This is a genomic window from Bradyrhizobium cosmicum (assembly GCF_032290525.1).
GTDB lineage: Bacteria > Pseudomonadota > Alphaproteobacteria > Rhizobiales > Xanthobacteraceae > Bradyrhizobium > Bradyrhizobium cosmicum_A.
This window is the reverse complement of record NZ_JASXTA010000032.1, coordinates 17,828-37,204: the sequence shown is the minus strand read 5'-3', so window position 1 is coordinate 37,204 and position 19,377 is coordinate 17,828. Positions and strand designations below refer to the sequence as shown.

Here is a 19,377-nt window from a genome sequence, read left to right as displayed (position 1 = left end):
CGGTCATGCAGCTCTCTTGAAGAAAGCAAAGCGTTGGGCCAATCGGTCTCGATCGGGTCGGTCCTTAGCTCTCTGGGGTAGTCTGATCTTGAGGCCGTTCAGCCCTTTGAGCGCGTCCAACATTGGACCGTCATTCTGATTGAGCAATCTGCCAGAGACGTGCATACAAAAGTCCGGGTCGATTCCGATCAGATGTGCATCAAAGGCGGCGTGGTGAATTTTCGACAGTGGGATGCCATTTGTTACGAGGGGTTGGCCTAGGAGTTCATGCCCATCCGCAATGATATGCGCAGCGTCGAGCAGCAGAGGCTCAGGGAGGCCCGAGAGCGCACAGCGTCCGTCATAGGCTGTGATCACGGCCTCTCTGAAAGTTGCCTGATGCAGGCGCTGTTTAACCATGCGCACCGCATATCGCCGCTCTAATCTATCCACCGGAGGTTCCAGAGTGGTTGGCGCGAGCCCAAAGGATACTCGCGCTCTGAGCGTCTCGCGATCCCAACCGGCTATGAAAGTTGGAAAGAAGGCTTGGTAGCGGCCAGGCGCTATCCCGAGAAAATAGATTATTGCTATCTCGTTCTCGTATGCCTCGCGTAGCCAGCGATTATCGGCGGCATTGGGGTTTCCACCCATGAACGCGTAGTCAATCGTTTCATCGCCTTCGAATATCTGACGATGAACTTCTCTCTGGTCATCATACCAGATTTTAGCGCCCGCCTTCGGAAACACAGTTTTAATGGATAGCAAGAAGCGCATTTGCTGGGGCTTGAAGATGCCGCGCTGCGGATTGACTAGCGGGATACGTTCGCCTCGAAAAAGAAAGCCCGGCTTCAGCTCTGCCGCGGTTAGATGGTCGTGCGTCTCATTCAACCCTCGGACCCGCTCGAAGGCGGCCATTCGCATGAGTGTATCGAGGTCTGGCGTATCCACTTGGCGATTCGCGAGCGTTGCTGGCAACTTGAGGTTTGACCCTGCCATAGTTCGCGCAAAATTCGAAGAGCTTCAGGCCAGGTCCACCCTTTTGGCCATAGAACACTACTAAGCGTGGCCCGCCTGTGCCTTTGACGCGCAAATAGCGCATCGGCTGCTACTAAGCCTCGATATTCCTGGGATTTTGCTGAGCACCGGTCCAGCTTCGGAGGGCAACGCTCTATCCAGCTGAGCTACGGGTGCTAGTCGAGGTTCATTTAGCCGATTGGCGGGGGGCGGGCAACCGCTTCCGCCGTCTCCGGCAAGGCTGATTTGGGCTAGGCTGTTTTGCAGGCCTTGCGGCCAGGAACCGGCGCGCTATCCCGGCCAAGCCCGGCAAATTCGGCGAGCAGGCGCTCGGCGCAGATGACGCGGTTGCGGCCGAGCCGTTTGGCCGCATAGAGCGCCTCGTCGGCCGCGCCCAGCAGCCGGTCGGGACCGCCATCGGCTTCACCCGGAACGTGGCTGGCGACGCCGACGCTGAGGGTGACGTGGTCGCCGGCTCCAATGCCGCCATGGGCGATCCGCAAGGCCATGACGGCGCTGCGGATCTCGTCGGCGATGGCGCGGGCATTGTCGCAATCCGTGTCCGGCAGGATCAGCGCGAATTCTTCCCCGCCATAGCGACTGGCGAAGTCGAGCGGGCGCACGGCGTGCCGGCTGACGACGGTGGCGACCGCGCGCAGGCATTCGTCGCCGGCCTGGTGGCCGTGGCGGTCGTTGAATAGCTTGAAGTGATCGACGTCGACGAACAGCAGCGCCATCGGCTTCTGTGTCCGCCGGGCGCGGTCCCATTCCGTCATCAGCATCTGGTCGAAGGAGCGTCGGTTCGACAGGCCGGTCAGCCCGTCCTTGGTGGCCAGCTCCTTAAGCGCCGCCTCGGCGCGCTTCTGGTCGGTGAGGTCGCGCAGCGTTTCCACCACCGCGATCAGATGGCCGGCCTCGTCGTGGATCGGGCCGGCGTCGATGGCGAGATAGAGATGGCTGCCGAGCTTCGGCATCACGCACCAGTTCTCGGCGGAAAAGCCGAGCCCGTTATGGCCGCGCGCGGCATATTCCGAATAAAACTCCGGCAGCTGCTCGGGCCGGTCGAGTGCGACGAGGTCGGCGAGGCAGGGGCGCTTGGTCTCGTAGAAGGCCTGCCAGTGTTTCGTCGTGCCGATCACCTCCGAGGCGGCGACGCCGGTCAGCCGCTCGCAAGCTCTGTTCCAGATCACGACGCGGCGCTTCGGGTCGATCACGAAAGTCGGCACCACCAGATGCTGCATCAGCCGTACGGCATAGGAATCCGCAACGTCGACGGCTTTCGCCGAAGTTTTCGTCGGATTTGCCATCTCAGGCCACCGCCGCCACCGGCGCGGCATTGGTCGGATCGAACAACCCTCGCACCTCGGCGGCCGGCTTCGGTTTGCTGAAAAGATAGCCCTGCATTTCGGTGCAGCCGAGCGCACGCAGCATCTCGCGTTGCGCCTCGGTCTCGACGCCCTCGGCGACCGTGGTCATGCTGCTGGCCGCGGCGATGTTCACCACCGCTTGCACGATTACCGGCGCGCCGCTGGTCTCCGCGATGTCGGCGACGAAGCAGCGGTCGATCTTGATCTTGTCGAACGGAAAGCGCTTGAGATAGCTCAGCGAGGAATAGCCCGTGCCGAAATCGTCGAGCGCGATGCGCACGCCGATGGACCGGAGCTGGTGCAGGATCGAGAGTGCCGCCTCGTCGTCGCGGATCAGCACCGCCTCGGTGATCTCGAGCTCGAGCCGGGAGGGAGCGAGCCCGGAGGCGGCGAGTGCGCTCGCGATCCGCAGCGCCAGCGTGTCGCATTTAAGCTGCACCGGCGAGACGTTGACCGCAATCCGCACATGCGCCGGCCAGGTCGCGGCCTCGTTGCAGGCCATGCGCAGCACCCAGTCGCCGAGCTCGTTGATGAGGCCGGTATCTTCGGCGATCGGAATGAACTCCGCGGGTGACACCCAGCCGCGTTCGGGATGCCGCCAGCGCAGCAGCGCCTCGCACCCCGACACGTCGTTGGTGCGCAGATCGACCAGCGGCTGGTAGTGAATCTCGAAGCCGCCATTCACCAAGGCCTGGCGCAAATCCTGCTCCAGGGTCAGGCGCGCCCTGGCACTCGCATCCATCGCCGGCTCGAAGAAGCGATGGGTGCGGCGTCCTTCGGCCTTGGCGCCGTACATCGCAAGATCGGCATGCTTGATGAGCTGGTCGAGATCGGTCCCGTCCTGCGGCGCCAGCGCAATGCCGATGCTGGCGTCGGTGGAGAGCTGATGGCCGAGGCAGTGATAGGGCTGACGGATCGCCTCGTAGATCCGCGTCACGAATGACAGCACGTCCGCAGAGGACTGGATCCCGGTCTGGATCACCGCGAATTCGTCGCCGCCGAGCCGCGCAATCAGATCGCTTTTCTTGAGGCAGCCGCGCAGGCGGGTCGCGATCGCCTTCAAGAGCTCGTCGCCGACGTGATGGCCGAGCGAATCGTTGATGCCCTTGAATTCGTCTACGTCGATATAGAGCAACGCGAACTGCTCGCCGTCCGCGACCTTCGCCAGCTCGCGTTCGATCTGTTCACGGAACAGCGTGCGGTTCGGCAGGTCGGTCAGCGCATCGTAATGCGCCATATGCGCGATCTTATCGTCAGCCCGGCGCCGCTCGGTGACGTCATCGATGACATGAATGAGAAAGCGCGGCTCGCCGTCTTCGTCGCGAATTCCGATCCGGGTCGAGGTGATGTAACGCAGTCCCATGCCCGGCATCTGCCAGGAATGTTCGTCCTTGAACAATCCCTTGGCCGATTGCAGCGCACTATCGTCCTCCTTGGTGATGACAGCGGCGGACGGCTCGGGAAAGATATCGAATGCAGTCTTGCCGACGACATCCTGACGAGACTGGCCGAACAGCTGTTCGGCGACTCCATTGAGCAGCAGATATTCCCGCGTGCGAGCGTCCTTCACGGTGATCTGCGAGGGGATATGGTCGATGATCTCGCGCAGGAAGGTGTGGTTGCGGTCGCGCTCCTGCTCCAGATTGCGGCGCTCGGTGATGTCCTCGATGGTGGCGACCCATCCGCCCTGCGCGAGCGGGGTGTTGATGACCTGGAAGGCGCGGCCGTTGGGCAGCTCATGGATCCTGGTGGAGACCTTGCCTTCGGCGACGACCTTCATCACCTCCGCGCAAAACGTCTCGACTTCGCCGCTGAAAGCATCGCGCTGCTTGCGGTGATGCATCGCGTCGCGGATGTGACAGCCGGGCTTGATGACGTCGTGGGAGAGGCCGAACATGTCGACGTAGCGGCGGTTGCAGGTGACGATGTATCCGGCCGCGTCATACAGGATCAGGCCTTGCGACATGTTGTTCAGGGCGGTGTCGAGCCGCTGCCGCTCAGCCTCGATTCGCTCCTGGGCCTCGCGGTTCCGCCGAATGATCTGACGGATGATCAGATACAGGATCAGCGCGATCGCCGCGGCCGAGAGCGCGGCTGTCGTGACCATGAATCCGGTCTGCTGCCGCCAGTCGGCCAGCGCTGCGGCCGTGGTGCTGGTGGCGACGATGGCCAGCGGGAAATGCGTCAGCGCGGCGGCCGAGCCTAGCCGCTCCTCGCCGTCGACCGGGCTCCTGACCCGGAGCGTGTGCTGGCCGCCCTGGGTCAGCACCTTGTGCATCAGTGGCGCATCCTTGAAGCTCCGTCCGATCAGCTCTTCGGCATGCGGGTAGCGCGCCAGCATCTTGCCTTCGCGATCGAACAGCGAGATCGCCGTGCCCTCGGCGAGAGCGACAGATGCAAAATAGTGCTGGTAGCTGTCCGGATCGATCCGACGGACCATCGCGCCGAGGAAGGTGCCGTCCGCGCCGCTCAGCCGGCGTGCGACGACCGTGGTCCATTTGCCGATGATGAAGCTGCGGACCGATTCCAGGATGACCGGTTCGACCGTGGGATCGGATTTGAACGTCTGGAAGTAGGCGCGCGAGGAGACATTGATCTTGGGCAACGGCTGGGCCCGCGACCAGTTGATCAGCTCGCCGTCGGCATCGTAGATCGCGATGTCGCCGAGATAGGAAACGGAGCTGATCTTGCTGCGCAGCATCTGGTTCGTCGCAAGCCCGGACATGCGCTCGCGGAACATGGCGGCCGAAGTGATCTCCGGCAGGTTCATTTGGCCGATCAGGTCGGCGGCGACGACGTCGGAATCCTCGAACTGCTGATCGAAATGCCGCGCGATCAGCTGCACCGTGTTTTCCAGCTCGCGCTCGCGGTTGGCCAGGGTCCGTTCGCGGAAATCCCCGATCGCCATGGCGGTGACGGTGAAGATCCCGGCGACCAGCAACACGCCGCACAGGGTCAGCCACAGCACCGGTCCGCGACGAATCGCTGCATCCCAGCCGCTCTTCGCGACTAGGAACGTTCCGGCTGCGAGCGCTGACAAGACCTGGCGCATTTCCCCTCCCTGGAGGACCAGGAATACACCGCACAAATGGCGCAAACCTTAGCAAAGCCAGTTACCTGAGCATTAATCCGGTTGCATCCTCGCGCCCGGATGCAGCTTGGCGGGAATCGCTCCGCGGTTGTGGAGCGCCCGCGGCAATCGCTGCGCTGCATCATTAACCGCGGCTTAATGCGAGGCGCCCGCGCTCTTGTCGCTGCCGCCCTGGCGCAGCCGTCCGACCACGCCGGTCGGAAAGAAATAGACGCTGGCGATGAAGAGCAGCCCGAGCCACAGCAACCAGCGGTCGGGATGAAGCAGACCCGGCAGCAGCGGCAGGCCTGCTTCGCTCGCCGCCTTGGAGGCGGCGCCCATCAGCGATTGCAGATAGTTCTGGGCGAGGATGAAGATCGTGGCGCCGATGATCGCGCCGTAGATCGTGCCCATGCCGCCGATCACGACCATCAGGAGGATGTCGAGCATGATCGAAAAGCTGAGCGAGGTGTCGGGACCGGCATAGCGCAGCCACAGCGCGTTCAAAATGCCGGCGCTGGCGGCGACCAGCGCGGCGAGACAGTTGGCGTAGGTCAGGTGGAAGACGGTGCGGAAGCCGAGCGCCTCGGCGCGAAAACGGTTCTCGCGGATCGCCTGCAGCACGCGGCCGAATGGCGAGTTCACCACGCGCAGCAGCGCAAGGATCATCAGGGCCGAGACGGCGAACACCAGGTAGAAGGTGAGGATGCGGCCGTTGATCTCGAAGCCAAACAGGTTTTTGGAGATCAGCACCGTGCCGGGGCGCAGCAGCTCCGGCAGCTGGAAGCTGCGCCCGTCCTCGCCGCCGGTCAGCCAGGAGAGCTGAGAGGCCAGCACCTGGAAGGCGGAGGCGACCGCGAGCGTGATCATGGCAAAGAAGATCGCGGCCACCCGCAGCGAAAACAGGCCGATCGCGAGCGCGAGCAGCGCCGCGAGCGGCAGGCCGACGGCGATGCCGGTTGCGACCGCCGCCCAATTCGGACCCATCCCGTACAGCGCGATCGCGATGGCGTAGCTGCCGATGCCGTAGAACATGGTGTGGGCAAACGAGACCGAGCCGGTGTAGCCGAGCAGCAGGTCGTAGGAGGCGACCAGCGCGGCGAAAACGCAGATCTTTGCTGCAACGTTCAGTGCCTTGGCGCCCGGGAACAGGAACGGCGTTAACGCCAGCGCCAGGATGATGACGACGAGAAGGAGCGTCAGCGCGCGGCTGCGCGGCGGATCGCCTGAAAGGATCATCATCGGCTGGTCACCGCATAGAGGCCGCGCGGACGCCACATCAGGATGGCGACCATCAGCAGGATGTTGGAGACGAGGGCGAGCTTCGGCACCAGGAAGCCGCCGTAATTGGCGATCATGGCCACGAGAATGGCGCCGATGAAGCAGCCGCCGATCGAGCCGAGGCCGCCGATGATGACGACGATGAAGATCAGCACGGTGAGCTCGTCGCTCATGGAGGCGTGGACCTGCTCGCGGTAGAGCGCCCACATCACGCCGCCGAGGCCGGCGAGCGCCGATCCCGTCATGAACACGCCGAGGAACAGGCGGCGGATGCGATAGCCGAGCGCCTCGACCATCTCGCGGTTCTCGACGCCGGCGCGGATCAGCAGCCCGAGCTTGGTGCGGTTGAGCACGAGCTGGATCGCGATGAAGACGGCGAGACCGATCAGCGTTGCCAGCACGCGGTATTTGGCGATCGCGACGTCGCCGAGGATGAACGAGCCGCGCAGCGAGGTCGGCAGCGGCATCGGGATGATCTGCGGCCCCCACAGCGCATAGAGCGTCTGTTCTGCAACAATGAGGCCGCCAGTCGTCATCAGGATCTGCTTCAGGTGCTGGCCATAGACGGGAAGGATCAGCACGCGCTCGACGACCAGGCCGAGCGCGCCGGACACCGCCATCGATAGCAGCGCGGCCGGCGCCAGCACGGCGAGGTTGATCCACAGCGAATCCGCCTGAATGGAAGCCGCGAACGGCGCCAGCACCAGGGTTGCGACATAGGCGCCGACGGCGATGAAGGCGCCGTGGCCGAAATTGAGCACGTCCATCAGGCCGAAAACCAGCGTCAGTCCGGAGGCCATGATGAAGATCATCATGCCCATGGCAAGGCTCGCGGCGGTCAGCGTCAGCCAGGTGCTGGGGGAGCCGATCAGAGGAATCATCACGAGGGCGACCGCGATCGGCAGCAGGACCGGCGCGAGATCGCGCTTCGGCTTCGGCAGGGGATCGGTTGCGGCAAGTTCAGTCACTGATGCGCCTCCAGGCTCAGGCCGAGCAAGCGCTCTTGCAGCGGCACGTCGGCGGCGAGCGCCGCCATCTCGCCGCGATGGACGATGGTGCCGTTGTCCATGACCAGCACGTTGTCGCCGAGCTCGCGGGCGGCAAAGAAATTCTGTTCGACTATGAGGATCGTCGCGCCCTTGCGCTTGATCTCCTTGAGGCACTCGATCAGCGCCATCACGATCGCCGGCGCCAGCCCCTTGGTCGGCTCGTCGATCAGGAGGAGCTTGCGCGGCTCGACGATGGCGCGCGCGATCGACAGCATCTGCTTTTGTCCGCCGGAGAGGCTTCCAGCCCGCGACAGCCAGAACCGGCGCAATGCCGGGAAGAAGCCAAAAATCCAGTCGAGCTGGGCATCGTCGAGCGGCCCGTCACGCGCCGCCAGCACCAGGTTTTCCTTCACCGTGAGATCGGAAAACACGGCCATGCTCTCCGGCACGTAGCCGACGCCGAGCCGGGCGATGTCGGGCGTGGCGCGGCTCTCGATGCGCATCCCGCCAAGGCTGATCTCGCCGGAGGAGGCCTGCCACAGCCCCATGATGGTGCGCAGCGTCGTGGTCTTGCCGGCGCCGTTGCGGCCGAGCAGCATGGTGACCTGCCCTTGCGGGACTGCGAGGTCGATGCCCTGGAGGATGTGGTAGCGGCCGATATGCGTGTGCACGCCGGAGAGTCTGAGAAGGTCGGTCATGCCGCGCTCTCTGGAGCGATCTTGGGGGCAACGCCGAGATAGGCTTCCTGCACGATAGGCGAGGCGATCACCTCTGCGGGCGGGCCGTCGGCGACGAGCTGGCCGTTATGCAGCACGATGATGCGGTCGGCGAGCGAGCGCACCACGTTCATCTTGTGTTCGACCAGCAAGATGATCTTGCTCCTGTCATGCTTGAGCTGCGCGATCAGGTTCAGCACGACCGGCACCTCGTCGATGCTCATGCCGGCGGTCGGCTCGTCGAACATGAACACCTTCGGCTCCAGCGCGATCATCAGCGCGACCTCGAGCTTGCGCTGGTCGCCATGCGAGAGCGCGGTCGCCGCGACGCCGCGGCGATTGCCGAGTGCGACCTGGTCGAGGATGGCATCTGCGCGGGCGATCAGGTCGCGGCGGACCGTCCAGGGCCGCAGCATGTCGTAATGCGTGCCGTTGGCCGCCTGCACCGCGAGGCGGACGTTCTCTTCGACCGAGAGAGTCGGAAAGAGATTGGTGAGCTGGAAGGCGCGTCCGAGGCCCGCCCGGGTGCGCATCGGCGCGGAATGCTGGGTGATGTCGGTGCCGTCGAACAGGATGCTGCCGTGTGAAGCGCGGAGCTGACCCGAGATCAGGTTGAAATAAGTGGTCTTGCCGGCGCCGTTCGGCCCGACGATCGCGGTGAGCTCGCCCGGGCGGAACGTGCAGGTGACGCTATTGACCGCGACATGGCCGCCAAAGCGGATGGTGAGATCGCGAGTTTCGAGGGTGAACGTCATTGGCTGAGGTGTCTCGGCTGGGCGGTTCACCTCTCCCCGGAGGGGAGAGGTGAAACAATCACCGCTTGTTCTTAACCGGAACGTCCATGTCCTCAAACTTCAGTTCGCGCACCGGCTCGAGCACGGCCCAGGCGACGTTTGGATCGACCTTGACCTTGAAGTGATACATGCTCTGGAGCGCCTGGTGGTCCTCCTTGCGGAACATCATCTTGCCTTTCGGCGTGTCGAACTCCAGGCCTTCCATCGCCGTGATCAGCTTCTCGGTGTCGGTCGACTTCGCCTTGGTGACGGCGGCGACGACGGACATCGCGGCGGCAAAGCCGCCCGCGGTGAAGAAGTCCGGCGGGGCGTTGAAGCGCTTCTGATGCTCGGCGACCAGCCAGTCGTTCACCGGGTTCTTCGGGATGTCGTAGTAATAATAGGTCGCGCCTTCCATGCCGGGCAGGCCCTTATAGGCCGCGAGCGCCGGCAGGATGTTGCCGCCGGTCGAGAGTTCGATGCCGTAGCGCTTCGGGTCCATATCCTGGAGCTTGGCCAGCGGATTGCCGGCGCCGGCCCAGATCACCCAGATCACCTTGCGGCCCGGCTTGTCCTTCAGCGCGTCGAACAGGCGCTGGCCGACCGCGGTGAAATCGGTGGTCGAGGTCGGAGCGTATTCTTCGGCCGCGAGCGTCGCACCGGTCTTGGCCAGCGCCTCCTTGAAGGCGGCGACGCCGTCACGTCCGAATGCATAGTCCTGCGCCAGCGTCGCAACGGTGACGCCCTGCTTGCCGATCGCGACCGCGTTGGAGATCGCGTCCTGCGACGAATTGCGCCCCGTGCGGAAGATGTAGCGATTCCACTTCTCGCCGGTAATCTGGTCCGCGACCGCGGGCTCGACGATCAGGATCTTCTTGTTCTCCTCGGCGACCGGGAGAATGGCGAGCGCTGCGGCCGACGAGGTCGTGCCGATCGCAATGTCCGCCTTGTCGTCCTGATAGGCCTCCGCGAGGGCGGCCTTCGACAGGTCCGGCTTGCCCTGGTCGTCCTTGGTGATGATGACGATCTTGCGGCCGTCGAGCGTCATGGTGCCCTTGGTGGCGTATTCAAAGCCCATTTTCAGGCCGGTTTCGGTCTGCTTGGCATAGGCCTCGAGCGGGCCGGTCTTGCCGTAGATCAGCGCGACCTTGAGGTCGTCGGCCTGCGCAGAGGCGTTCGCCGCGAGGCCGAGAATGGCTGCTGTGAGAATGAGCGTTCGACGCACGATGGTTCCTCCCTGAATGAATTGTCTTGGTCACAGCGAGTTGCACAAGTGTGCAAACATTGCAATTCCACCTTCCGGCGGAGTTCGCGTGGCCGCATGTGACAGTCTCTTGACGTGCGCGTGCCGCGATTGCGGTGTTTGCGTTGGCAACGCCGTGCCGCGTCGTCCACGCGTTTCCTCGAGGCCGTCGCAGAGCAAGCTCTGCGCCAGATCCCGGACGTTGCGCGGGAACGGCTGAAAATGCGGCAGAAATACTGGCCGGGCCAAGACCAGGGGCCATCGTAACAGTGTCAGGAATCCGAGACTCCAGACACGTGCCGTCTCGAAAGTCAGACGGGCGGCGATCCCGACGCGAGGCCGAACTTGGCGAGCTTCTTGTAAAATGTCGCGCGCGAGATGCGGAGCATGCGCGCGGCTTCCGTGATCTGGCCGTTGCTGGCGGCCAGCGCATGTTCGAGCGTCTGCTTCTCGAACTCCGCCTCGGCTTCGGCATAGGGGACGACCGATCCCGTCATCCGCGGCGTCGGCGCCGAGCCTGGTTCGGCACGGACCGGCAGGATGTGAACGAAATCATCGCCGGTCAGGCGGCCCGAATCGCTCAGGATCAGCGCGCGTTCCAGGACATTGCGGAGCTCGCGGACGTTGCCGGGCCAGTCGTAGCGCGCAAGGGCCGCCAGCCCGCTCGGCGTGATCCTGGCATTGACGAAATCACAGGAGGCGCTGATGTCCTCGATCAGCCGTGCGCAGATGTCAGGGAGATCATCCAGGCATTTTCTCAAGGGAGGCAGGTCGATCGAGAGCACGTTGAGGCGGTAGTAGAGATCGGCACGGAAAGCGCCGTCGCTGACGCGCTTGCGCAGGTCGACATTGGTCGCGGCAATGACGCGCACATCGACCTTGGTGACCTTGTCCGAGCCGAGCGGCTCGATCTCGCGCTCCTGCAGCACGCGCACGAGTTTTGCCTGAAGTTGCAGCGGCATCTCGCCGATCTCGTCGAGGAACAGCGTGCCGCCGTCGGCGATCCGGAATTTCCCCTCGCGCCCCCTGCGATCGGCGCCGGTATAGGCGCCCGGCGCGGTGCCGAAGAACTCCGACTCGATCAGCGTCTCCGGGATCGCCGCGACGTTGACGCTGACGAACGGCTTGTCCGCGCGCGAGGACGCGTTGTGGATCGCCTGCGCCAGCAGCTCCTTGCCGGTGCCGGTCTCGCCGGTGAGCAGCACGGTCACACTCTGCCGCGCCGCACGCTTGGCGAACTCCTTGGCCTGCGCGATCGCTGGTGTCGTGCCGACGAAATCGGCAAAGCTGAAACGCGCCGCGCGGGCATGGGACAATTGGCGCCGCGCCAGCCGCAGATCGCTCTCGAGCTGCGTGACGCGCGCGAGCAGGGGTTTGAGGCTTTCGATATGGTCGTAGAGCACGAAGCCGATCGCGCCGATGACATTGCGCTCCTCGTCCTCGATCGGCATTCGCGTCACCACGAGCTGCTCGCCGCCCAGCTCCATGATGTCGAGCAGGATCGGCTCGCCGCTCTCGACGACGGTCCGCATCAGGCTGTTCGGGATGATCTCCTCGATCGGCCGCCCGATCGCCTCGGTGGCGTGCTTGAGACCCAGCGAGGCCAGATATTTCTCGTTGACGTAAATCACCCGCCCGCTGCGATCGATCGCGATCGCGCCCTCGCACAGATGCTCCAGCCGCTCGAACAGCGTGACCATCGCCCGCGCGCGGACATAGGCGGGATCGCTGAAATCGGAGGAAAAAGCGGACATGACATACCCCAGCGGAGGTCCGCCTGTTATTATCAAAAGGCCAGCGATTTCAAAGGGGGAAATGCTCGTTTGCGGCGCGCCCCATGCTCCAGTCGTCGCCCCGGACAAGCGAAGCCCAGATCCGGGACCCAGAGCCACAGGAAGTGATTTGGCGAAGACCCGTGGTGACCAACTTGTGCCGTAACCGGTCCCTGGGGTTATAGATCCCGGGTTCGCGCTTCGCGCGCCCCGGGACGACAGCGGTATTGTCGTTGCGCTGCTGCTGGCTTACCGCCGATACCCGTTCGCGCGCGAATAGCCCTGCCGATTCTGCTGGTGCGGGCGGCTTGCGACGCTTGCCCTCGCCTCGCTGGAGACGGGCGTTGCGAGCTTCAGCTCCTCCAGGAAAATCGGCCGGGCGAAATAATAGCCTTGCGCGTAGCGGATTTTGGTGGCGGCCTGCAGATAAGCCAGTTCCTCGTAGGATTCCAGGCCTTCGGCGATCACAGTCATGCCGAGCGCTTCGCTCAGGGATTCGATCGCGCGCAAGATGCCCTGGTTGCGCGGGCGCTTATGAATGTCGGTGATGAAGGAGCGGTCGATCTTGATCTCGTCGGCCGTGATGTCGGCGAGCGCCGAGAGCGAGGAATAGCCGGTGCCGAAATCGTCGATCGAGATGCCGACGCCGAGCTTGCGGAACATCGGCAGGATCTCGGCCTGGAAATGATTCTTGGCGACGAAGGCGTCTTCCGTCACCTCGATCATGAAGCGCTGCGGAAAGCCGGTCTCCTCCAGTGCCTGCGCAAAACTGCGCATGAACTCGGGATTGCCGGCCTGCTTGGCGGCGACGTTGATGCTGATCGACGCTTCCGCGCCAAAGGTGTCGTTGATCAGGTCGATCGACTTGACGATCTCGGCGAGCACGAGATGGGTCAGCTCGTCGATCAGCCCCAATTCGCCGGCAAGGTTGATGAACGAGCCCGGTGCCTGGATCACGCCTTCGTCGTCGCGCAGCCGCACCAATGCCTCGATGCCTTTCACGGCCTGCGTGCGGATGTCGACCTTGGACTGGAATGCGCAGCAGAAGCGCTTTTCGAGGATGGCGAGCCGCAGCGACTGCTCGATCTTCATCCGCGCCAGCGCCTCGCGCTCCATGCTGGAATCGAAGAAGGCCGCCGATCCCTTGCCGTTGTTCTTGATGCGGTACATCGCAATGTCGGCGTTCTGGCGCAGTGTCTCGAAGCTGCTGCCGTGGTCGGGATAGAGGCTGACGCCGACGGAGGTGGAAGCGAACACTTCCGAATTGTCGATGAAGAACGGTGCGGTCAGCCGCTCCAGCGTCGACTGCATGAATTCGGCGACTTCCTCCTGGCTCTGGATCGGCGAGAGCAGCAGCAGGAATTCGTCGCCGGAGATGCGCGACAGCATGTCGGAATCGCGCAGGTCCCGCCCGAGCCGCTTCGACAGCTCGGCCAGCAGCGCATCGCCGACGACATGGCCGTAATAATCGTTGATGTGTTTGAAATTGTCGACGTCGAGAAAGGCGAGCGCGAAGCGTTCGCCCTTGTTGTCGCGCGCGAGCAGGCTGTTGGCGCGATGCTCGATCACGCGCCGCGAGGGCAGGCCGGTCAATTCATCGAAATAGGCCGAGCGGAACAGCTGGTCCTCGAAGTTCTTCTGCTCGGTGATGTCCGAGGAGGTCGAGATCAGCAACTCGCGTCCGGCAAGGCGAACCGGACGATGGGTGGTCAGCAACACCTGGCGCGCAGCTCCGTCATGAAGTGCTTCCTCGGTAACGACCGCCCGGCCGCCGCTCAGCGCCTGCCGGCAGGCTTCCCGGCGCTGCGCGAGATCCGGCGCGGGACGGCTTCCATCCATGCCGAGCTGGCTGGCTGCCGCATCGTTGACCAGGAGGAGTTCGCCTTGCGCGTCCTGCACGGTCAGGCCGGCAGGCAGCATTCTAACGATTTCCTTGAGAAATCCGAACTCGGCTTCATGGGCGCCGGAATATCTGTTGTCGTTCATAGAAGTCATGAATCTTGTTGTTTCAGCGCCTTTGCAATGGGCGCGATCTTGCGCGGTTCCCTCTTAGGTTTGGTTAAGGGGTCCGCAGAAATACGGGGGTGTTTTGCGGCGATGCGACGCGTGCAATCCATCGTCATTAACGGAGCGTCAACAGCGCCTGCGAAATTGCACGCGGTTCGCTTTCGCTTGCTTCGAGTCTACTCGTTCTTGGGGATGCGGCATTGCATGATGCAATGCAGGCCGGTCCGGAGATAGGAGACCTCGCTCTTGCCGTCGAAGGCCGACAACGCCGACTTCAGCAATTGGGTGCCGAAGCCCGGCGCCGACACGTTGTCGATGCTCGGACCCTCGGTTTCATCCCAGGTGACGGTCAGACGGTCGCCGCTGACGGTCCATGACACCTGCAGCAATCCGCGCGGCGCCGAGAAGGCACCATATTTGCCCGCGTTGGTGGCGAGCTCGTGAAACATCAGTGACAGCGTGACCGCGAGTTTCGGCGGCAGGAACAGCCGGTCGCCGTTGAGCGTGAAACGGACATGGCCGTAGGGCCCGAGCTCCGCAATCAGGAGATCGCGAATGTCGCAGCCGGCCTTGTCGATCCGCGAGATCAAATCGTCGGTCATGGCCAGCGACCGCAGCCGCGGATCGACCTTGGCCCAAACCTGCGGCTGATCGTGCAGCACCTGATGCAGCACCGCATGTGCCGTAGACAGCTTGTTCTTCAGCCGGTGCTGGAGTTCGTCGACCAGCAGCTTGCGGTAGTCCTCTTCCTCGATCAGGCGCTTGGAGATCCGGCGCTGCTCCGCCAGCATCGTGCGATAATGCTCGACGCCCCAGATGGTGAGGGCGGAGACGCCCCAATAAAGGGTCAGCAAGACGAACCTGGAGCGATCGGCAAAGGCGTCGCCGAAATTGACGGCGACGCCGAGCACGCCGCCGACCAGCGCCGTGATGATGCCGATCCGCAAGCCGCCGAATGCAGCCGCGAAGAACACGGCCGGGAAGTACGGCGTGAAGTAGACGTCGGGCCGCACATACGCGAGACCCCAGCGCGCCAGCGTCGCAACCAGCAGGCACGCGACCGCGAAGCAAAGGCCCAGAACGAGCGATGGCGGTGCCACGCCCTGCCAGCCCTTGCGGAGTTCGTCGATCAGCTTCTGCATGCCCAGCCCGGTTGCGCGATGCGTTCGAAAATCGAGACAGGAGCGCGAATGTTACGCATGTCGCATGCGCAAGCAAAGCTTGCCTTGTCGCGGACCGGCGGGAATAGTGAGCGCCGCGGCCCCGGTTGTCGCGGCGACGTCATCGACCGGTGTTCGCATTTGGCGTCAAATCATTCGAAAACAGGGAGATTCCATGGGCAGGCTGGACGGCAAGGTTGCGGTGATCACGGGCGCGACGAGCGGGATCGGTTTGCGTACCGCAGAAGTCTTCGTTGCCGAAGGTGCCAAAATTGTGATCGCGGGGCGGCGCGTACCGGAAGGCGAGGCACTGGCGAGGCAGCTCGGAGCCAATTGCGTCTTCCGCCAGACCGATGTGACCGTCGAAGCGCAGATGCAGGCGCTGATCGCGCTCGCGGTGGACAAGTTCGGCCGGATCGACTGCCTGTTCAACAATGCCGGCGGCCCGGCGCAGACCGGCGGCATCGAGGGCCTCGACATCGAGCGGTTCGATGCGGCGATGGCGACGCTGGTGCGCAGCGTGATGCTCGGCATGAAGCACGCCGCGCCTTACATGAAGAAGCAGGGGGCCGGCAGCATCATCAACAATGGCAGCATCGCCGGCCGTCTCGCCGGCTTCTCCTCGTCGGTGGTTTACGGCGCGGCCAAGGCGGCGGTGATCCATCTCACCAAATGCGTGGCGATGGAGCTCGGCGAATCCAACGTCCGCGTCAACTCGATCTCGCCCGGCGCGATCGCGACCGGCATCTTCGGCAAGGCGCTGGGGCTGTCGACCGACGCCGCGGAGAAGACGCCAGCCGTGATGCGCGAGGTCTACAAGACCGCGCAGCCGATCCCGCGCGCCGGCATTCCCGATGACATTGCCCACGCCGCCGTGTTCCTGGCCAGCGACGAGTCCAGTTTCATCAACGGCCACGACCTCGTCATCGACGGCGCCATCACCGGCGGCCGCAACTGGAGCCAGCAGCAGCAAGGCTTGAGCGCCTTGCGCAAGTCGTTCGAGCAGGGGGCGTAGGAAACTCGTGCCCCGGACGCAACGCAGCGCTGCTTCAGCGGTGCGCTGCAGAGCCGGGGCCCATCTCGCTACCGACCGCATCGCAAGATTCTGGGTCCCGGCTCGCGCTTCGCGCGTCCGGGACACGAGACATATCACACCGCCTTCACCGTCACCCGCAGCCCATCCCGCGGCTTCGGGATCGGCCACATCTGCCAGTCCGGCTTGTAGCCCGGCTCCAGCGACACCTCGAGGTTCTGCAGGAAATGCCGCGCGAAGCACTTCGCCTGCATGTAGGCGAAGTGCAGGCCGAGGCACATATGCGCGCCGCCGCCGAACGGCACCCAGGCAAACCGATGGCGGTTGCGCTGGGCTTCCTCGGTGAAGCGCAAGGGATCGAAGCGGTCCGGCTCCGGCCAGATGTCCTTCATGTGGTGCGTGTAGAGCGGATTGACGCCGACCGCGGTGCCGGCGGGAATCATAAATCCCTTGAAGGTGAAATCGCGCATCGCGCGGCGCGGCATCGAGGGCACCGGCGGCTTGATCCGCAGCGCCTCCTTGAACGCCATCTCCGACAGCGGCATCTTTTCGAGATCGTCGAAGCTGCTTGGCGCGCCCGGGGCAAGACCGAGCGCAAGAACCTCGGCGCGCAGCCTGTCCTGCCAGTCCGGATTTGCGGCGAGCTCGCCGACGAAGGAGGTCAGCGACGAAGTCAGCGTGTCGTGCGCCGCCATCATGAGAAAACTCATGTGGTCGACGATGTCCTGTTCGGACAACAGGCCGCCGTCCTCATGGGTGGCGCGGCAGAGCTGCGAGAACAGATCATCGCCACCGTGATTGCCGCGGCGGAGCGGAATTTGCTCGCGGAAATAGGCGACGATGCGCTTGCGTCCCCTCACACCCGCCGCCATCTGGGTGCCGGGCAAGGGCCGGCGGATCGGGGCGACGGCGGCCGCGACCATGTCGACGAAGGCGCGGTTGATCTCGTCCACCTCCGGCCCGATATCGGCGCCGAGGAAGGACGCCGCGGCGAGGTCGAGCGTGAGCTGCTTCATCGCCGGATAAAGCTGCATCGCGCCGGGCTTGGCCTTCCACTGCGCGACGCGCGCGGCGATGCCGCGGTCCAGATCGCTGAGATAGGATTTCATCGGCCCGGACTTGAACGCGACCGACAGCGCCTTGCGATGCAGCCGGTGCTCGTCGAAATCCAGCAGCATCAGGCCGCGCGGAAACAGCAGGCCGAGCACCTTGTTCCAGCCGTGGGTCGACGAGAACAGCTTTTGCTGGTCGAACATCACGAGCTCGTTGGCTTCAGGCCCGAGCAGCACGACATTGGTTTCGCCGAAGACATGTGTGCGGTAGACTGGGCCGTATTTGACGCCGTTCGCCTCGATGTGCCCCTTCGGATCGGCGAGCACCTGAAAGGTCTTGCCGATGATCGGCCATCCCTCGTCGCCGGGGATGTGCGTCAGCTCGTTGCGTTTGGGCGCGGTGAAGCCGAGCGCAGGGGCGGCGACATTCTGCATCGACATGACGATTGCTCCGGTTTGCCCGACCGAACGGAAGAGCGCGACCGCGGCATTATTGCGGCCGGTGCCGCGTTGACCGCATCAACTTAGCACAGGCCCTCATTTCTTGCTCGGGATCGTTGCGTCTCAATTCGGCGAGGCTTACCGCTTGGCGGCTTCCTTCTGCAGATCCGGTGCGTTGACGGCGGGAATGGCGACGCGGCCGGGGCCGGTCACCTTCAGCGCCTCGGCGGCCTTCTCGTTCTGCATGATCTTGGCCATCACGGCCTGGCCCGCGCGTTCGAAGATCGCGCGGTTCTCGATCACGAATTTTTGTGACTTGCGTAGACCATCGATGTAGCCGTTGATCCCCGGCACCACATAGCGCGCCACCATGTCCCAGCTGCGGCGCGTCGCTTCCGGATTGGCCCAGTCGTGCACGAAGCCGATGACGGCGCCGATGCCGCCGGAGACCTGCATCACGTTCTTGATGGTTTTGACGAGATCGTCGGGCGTGCCGATGGTCGACGCCGCGCCCTCCACGAAGGCGGTCTTGTCCACGGCCTCGTCGGGCGAGGCGAATGCGGTCAGGCCCGGCCGCTGCAACGTGCCGACATTATATTCGTTGTGCCAGCGCATCAGCCCGGCACCTGCTTCCTTGCGGGCCTGCTCGCGGGTCTCGGCGATGTGGAAGGTCAGCAGCACGCGCCAGTCGGCGCGGTTGACGGTGGTGCCGTGCTTCTTGGCGGCATCCTCGGCGAACTGCCATTGCTGCTGCAGCGACATCAGGCCCTGCGTCGTCATCGAGCCCAGCGAGATGATGCCGATGCCGTATTTGCCGGCGAGCGTCATGCCGGAGGGCGAGATCTGCGAGGCCACCACGAACGGCATCTCTTCCTGCAGCGGCAGGATCTGCAGCGCGGCGTCGTTCATGGTGAACCAGTCGGTCTTGGCAGTGACACGCTCGCCGTTGAAGAGCCGCCGGATCACGCCGATCGCCTCGTCCTGGCGGTCGCGCTGGGTCATCGGATCGATGCCGAGCGTATGCGCGTCCGAGGCCAGCGCGCCGGGACCGGAGCCGAAGATGGCGCGGCCGCCGGTCATGTGATCGAGCTGCACCATGCGCTGGGCGACGTTGAAGGGATGATGATAGGGCAGCGACACCACGCCGGTGCCGAGCCTGATCCGCTTGGTGCGCTCGCCGGCCGCGGCGAGGAACATCTCGGGCGAGGCGATCATCTCCCAGCCGGACGAGTGATGCTCGCCGCACCAGAACTCGTCATAGCCGAGCGCATCGAGCTGCTCGACAAGATCGAGATCGCGCCGGAACTGGAGCATCGGATGCTCCCCGATCGGGTGATGCGGAGCAAGAAAAGCTCCGAATTTCAGGCGCGCCATGGCGTTCTCTCCGGCTGGTTTTTTGTTTGTTAGGTGCGGAAAGCTACGTGCTGGAGCCATTGAACGCAATCGCGCGATGTCCCGCGCAGCGGAATGCAGGCATGCG

General features: G+C 64.1%; 14 protein-coding genes. 1 reads left to right on the top strand and 13 read right to left on the bottom strand.

Annotated features, from left to right (window positions below):
* Positions 1-3: 3 nt before the first annotated feature.
* The 11 genes from QSV46_RS35580 to QSV46_RS35530 all read right to left on the bottom strand — a co-directional run bounded on the left by QSV46_RS35580 (position 4) and on the right by QSV46_RS35530 (position 15,353).
* A complete protein-coding gene (locus QSV46_RS35580) occupies positions 4-900 on the bottom strand; it encodes an HNH endonuclease signature motif containing protein (RefSeq protein ID WP_314962762.1) in 897 nt (298 codons plus the stop codon).
* A gap of 344 nt (positions 901-1,244) precedes the next feature.
* Complete coding sequence (locus QSV46_RS35575; protein WP_314962759.1) at positions 1,245-2,300, bottom strand: diguanylate cyclase; 1,056 nt, start codon at positions 2,298-2,300, stop codon at positions 1,245-1,247.
* A gap of 1 nt (position 2,301) precedes the next feature.
* Positions 2,302-5,412, bottom strand: a complete 3,111-nt coding sequence (locus QSV46_RS35570; protein WP_314962758.1) for an EAL domain-containing protein — start codon at positions 5,410-5,412, stop codon at positions 2,302-2,304.
* A gap of 174 nt (positions 5,413-5,586) precedes the next feature.
* The gene (locus QSV46_RS35565) at positions 5,587-6,672 is read right to left on the bottom strand and encodes a branched-chain amino acid ABC transporter permease (protein WP_314962756.1); all 1,086 of its coding nucleotides are present in this window, start codon (positions 6,670-6,672) and stop codon (positions 5,587-5,589) included.
* The gene (locus tag QSV46_RS35560) at positions 6,669-7,679 is read right to left on the bottom strand and encodes a branched-chain amino acid ABC transporter permease (RefSeq protein ID WP_314962754.1); all 1,011 of its coding nucleotides are present in this window, start codon (positions 7,677-7,679) and stop codon (positions 6,669-6,671) included. The genes QSV46_RS35565 and QSV46_RS35560 overlap by 4 nt, the downstream gene beginning before the upstream one ends.
* A complete protein-coding gene (locus QSV46_RS35555) occupies positions 7,676-8,398 on the bottom strand; it encodes an ABC transporter ATP-binding protein (RefSeq protein WP_314962751.1) in 723 nt (240 codons plus the stop codon). Before QSV46_RS35555 ends, QSV46_RS35560 begins: the two co-directional genes overlap by 4 nt.
* Entirely contained in the window at positions 8,395-9,171 is a 777-nt protein-coding gene (locus tag QSV46_RS35550) for an ABC transporter ATP-binding protein (RefSeq protein WP_314962749.1), read from the bottom strand. The genes QSV46_RS35555 and QSV46_RS35550 overlap by 4 nt, the downstream gene beginning before the upstream one ends.
* Positions 9,172-9,229: 58 nt before the next feature.
* Positions 9,230-10,414, bottom strand: coding sequence for a substrate-binding domain-containing protein (locus QSV46_RS35545; RefSeq protein WP_314962747.1), 1,185 nt, complete (start codon positions 10,412-10,414; stop codon positions 9,230-9,232).
* 329 nt (positions 10,415-10,743) lie between these two features.
* On the bottom strand, positions 10,744-12,186 hold the full coding sequence (locus QSV46_RS35540) for a sigma-54 interaction domain-containing protein (RefSeq protein WP_314962744.1): 1,443 nt from the start codon (positions 12,184-12,186) through the stop codon (positions 10,744-10,746).
* 267 nt (positions 12,187-12,453) lie between these two features.
* Positions 12,454-14,190, bottom strand: coding sequence for a putative bifunctional diguanylate cyclase/phosphodiesterase (locus QSV46_RS35535; RefSeq protein WP_314962742.1), 1,737 nt, complete (start codon positions 14,188-14,190; stop codon positions 12,454-12,456).
* Between the two features lie 197 nt (positions 14,191-14,387).
* Positions 14,388-15,353 carry a sensor histidine kinase gene (locus QSV46_RS35530; protein ID WP_314962739.1) on the bottom strand — a complete coding sequence of 322 codons (966 nt, stop codon included), beginning with the start codon at positions 15,351-15,353 and terminating at the stop codon, positions 14,388-14,390.
* Between the two features lie 193 nt (positions 15,354-15,546).
* On the opposite strand from QSV46_RS35530, the gene QSV46_RS35525 reads away from it, so the two are divergent.
* Positions 15,547-16,386 carry a glucose 1-dehydrogenase gene (locus QSV46_RS35525; RefSeq protein WP_314962737.1) on the top strand — a complete coding sequence of 280 codons (840 nt, stop codon included), beginning with the start codon at positions 15,547-15,549 and terminating at the stop codon, positions 16,384-16,386.
* A gap of 134 nt (positions 16,387-16,520) precedes the next feature.
* Here the strand turns inward: QSV46_RS35525 and QSV46_RS35520 are convergent, their stop codons facing one another.
* Both QSV46_RS35520 and QSV46_RS35515 read right to left on the bottom strand, forming a co-directional pair.
* Positions 16,521-17,897 carry a cytochrome P450 gene (locus tag QSV46_RS35520; protein WP_314962735.1) on the bottom strand — a complete coding sequence of 459 codons (1,377 nt, stop codon included), beginning with the start codon at positions 17,895-17,897 and terminating at the stop codon, positions 16,521-16,523.
* A gap of 138 nt (positions 17,898-18,035) precedes the next feature.
* The gene (locus tag QSV46_RS35515) at positions 18,036-19,271 is read right to left on the bottom strand and encodes an LLM class flavin-dependent oxidoreductase (RefSeq protein WP_314962732.1); all 1,236 of its coding nucleotides are present in this window, start codon (positions 19,269-19,271) and stop codon (positions 18,036-18,038) included.
* Positions 19,272-19,377: the final 106 nt, after the last annotated feature.

Excerpts from the sequence above, each read along its gene's own strand:
- QSV46_RS35535 (WP_314962742.1), bottom strand. The coding sequence starts at position 14,190 with ATGAACGACAACAGATATTCCGGCGCCCATGAAGCCGAGTTCGGATTT.
- QSV46_RS35565 (WP_314962756.1), bottom strand. The coding sequence starts at position 6,672 with ATGATGATCCTTTCAGGCGATCCGCCGCGCAGCCGCGCGCTGACGCTC.
- QSV46_RS35520 (WP_314962735.1), bottom strand. The coding sequence starts at position 17,897 with ATGTCGATGCAGAATGTCGCCGCCCCTGCGCTCGGCTTCACCGCGCCC.
- QSV46_RS35555 (WP_314962751.1), bottom strand. The coding sequence starts at position 8,398 with ATGACCGACCTTCTCAGACTCTCCGGCGTGCACACGCATATCGGCCGC.
- QSV46_RS35515 (WP_314962732.1), bottom strand. The coding sequence starts at position 19,271 with ATGGCGCGCCTGAAATTCGGAGCTTTTCTTGCTCCGCATCACCCGATC.
- QSV46_RS35575 (WP_314962759.1), bottom strand. The coding sequence starts at position 2,300 with ATGGCAAATCCGACGAAAACTTCGGCGAAAGCCGTCGACGTTGCGGAT.
- QSV46_RS35540 (WP_314962744.1), bottom strand. The coding sequence starts at position 12,186 with ATGTCCGCTTTTTCCTCCGATTTCAGCGATCCCGCCTATGTCCGCGCG.
- QSV46_RS35580 (WP_314962762.1), bottom strand. The coding sequence starts at position 900 with ATGCGAATGGCCGCCTTCGAGCGGGTCCGAGGGTTGAATGAGACGCAC.
- QSV46_RS35525 (WP_314962737.1), top strand. The coding sequence starts at position 15,547 with ATGGGCAGGCTGGACGGCAAGGTTGCGGTGATCACGGGCGCGACGAGC.
- QSV46_RS35570 (WP_314962758.1), bottom strand. The coding sequence starts at position 5,412 with ATGCGCCAGGTCTTGTCAGCGCTCGCAGCCGGAACGTTCCTAGTCGCG.
- QSV46_RS35550 (WP_314962749.1), bottom strand. The coding sequence starts at position 9,171 with ATGACGTTCACCCTCGAAACTCGCGATCTCACCATCCGCTTTGGCGGC.
- QSV46_RS35530 (WP_314962739.1), bottom strand. The coding sequence starts at position 15,353 with ATGCAGAAGCTGATCGACGAACTCCGCAAGGGCTGGCAGGGCGTGGCA.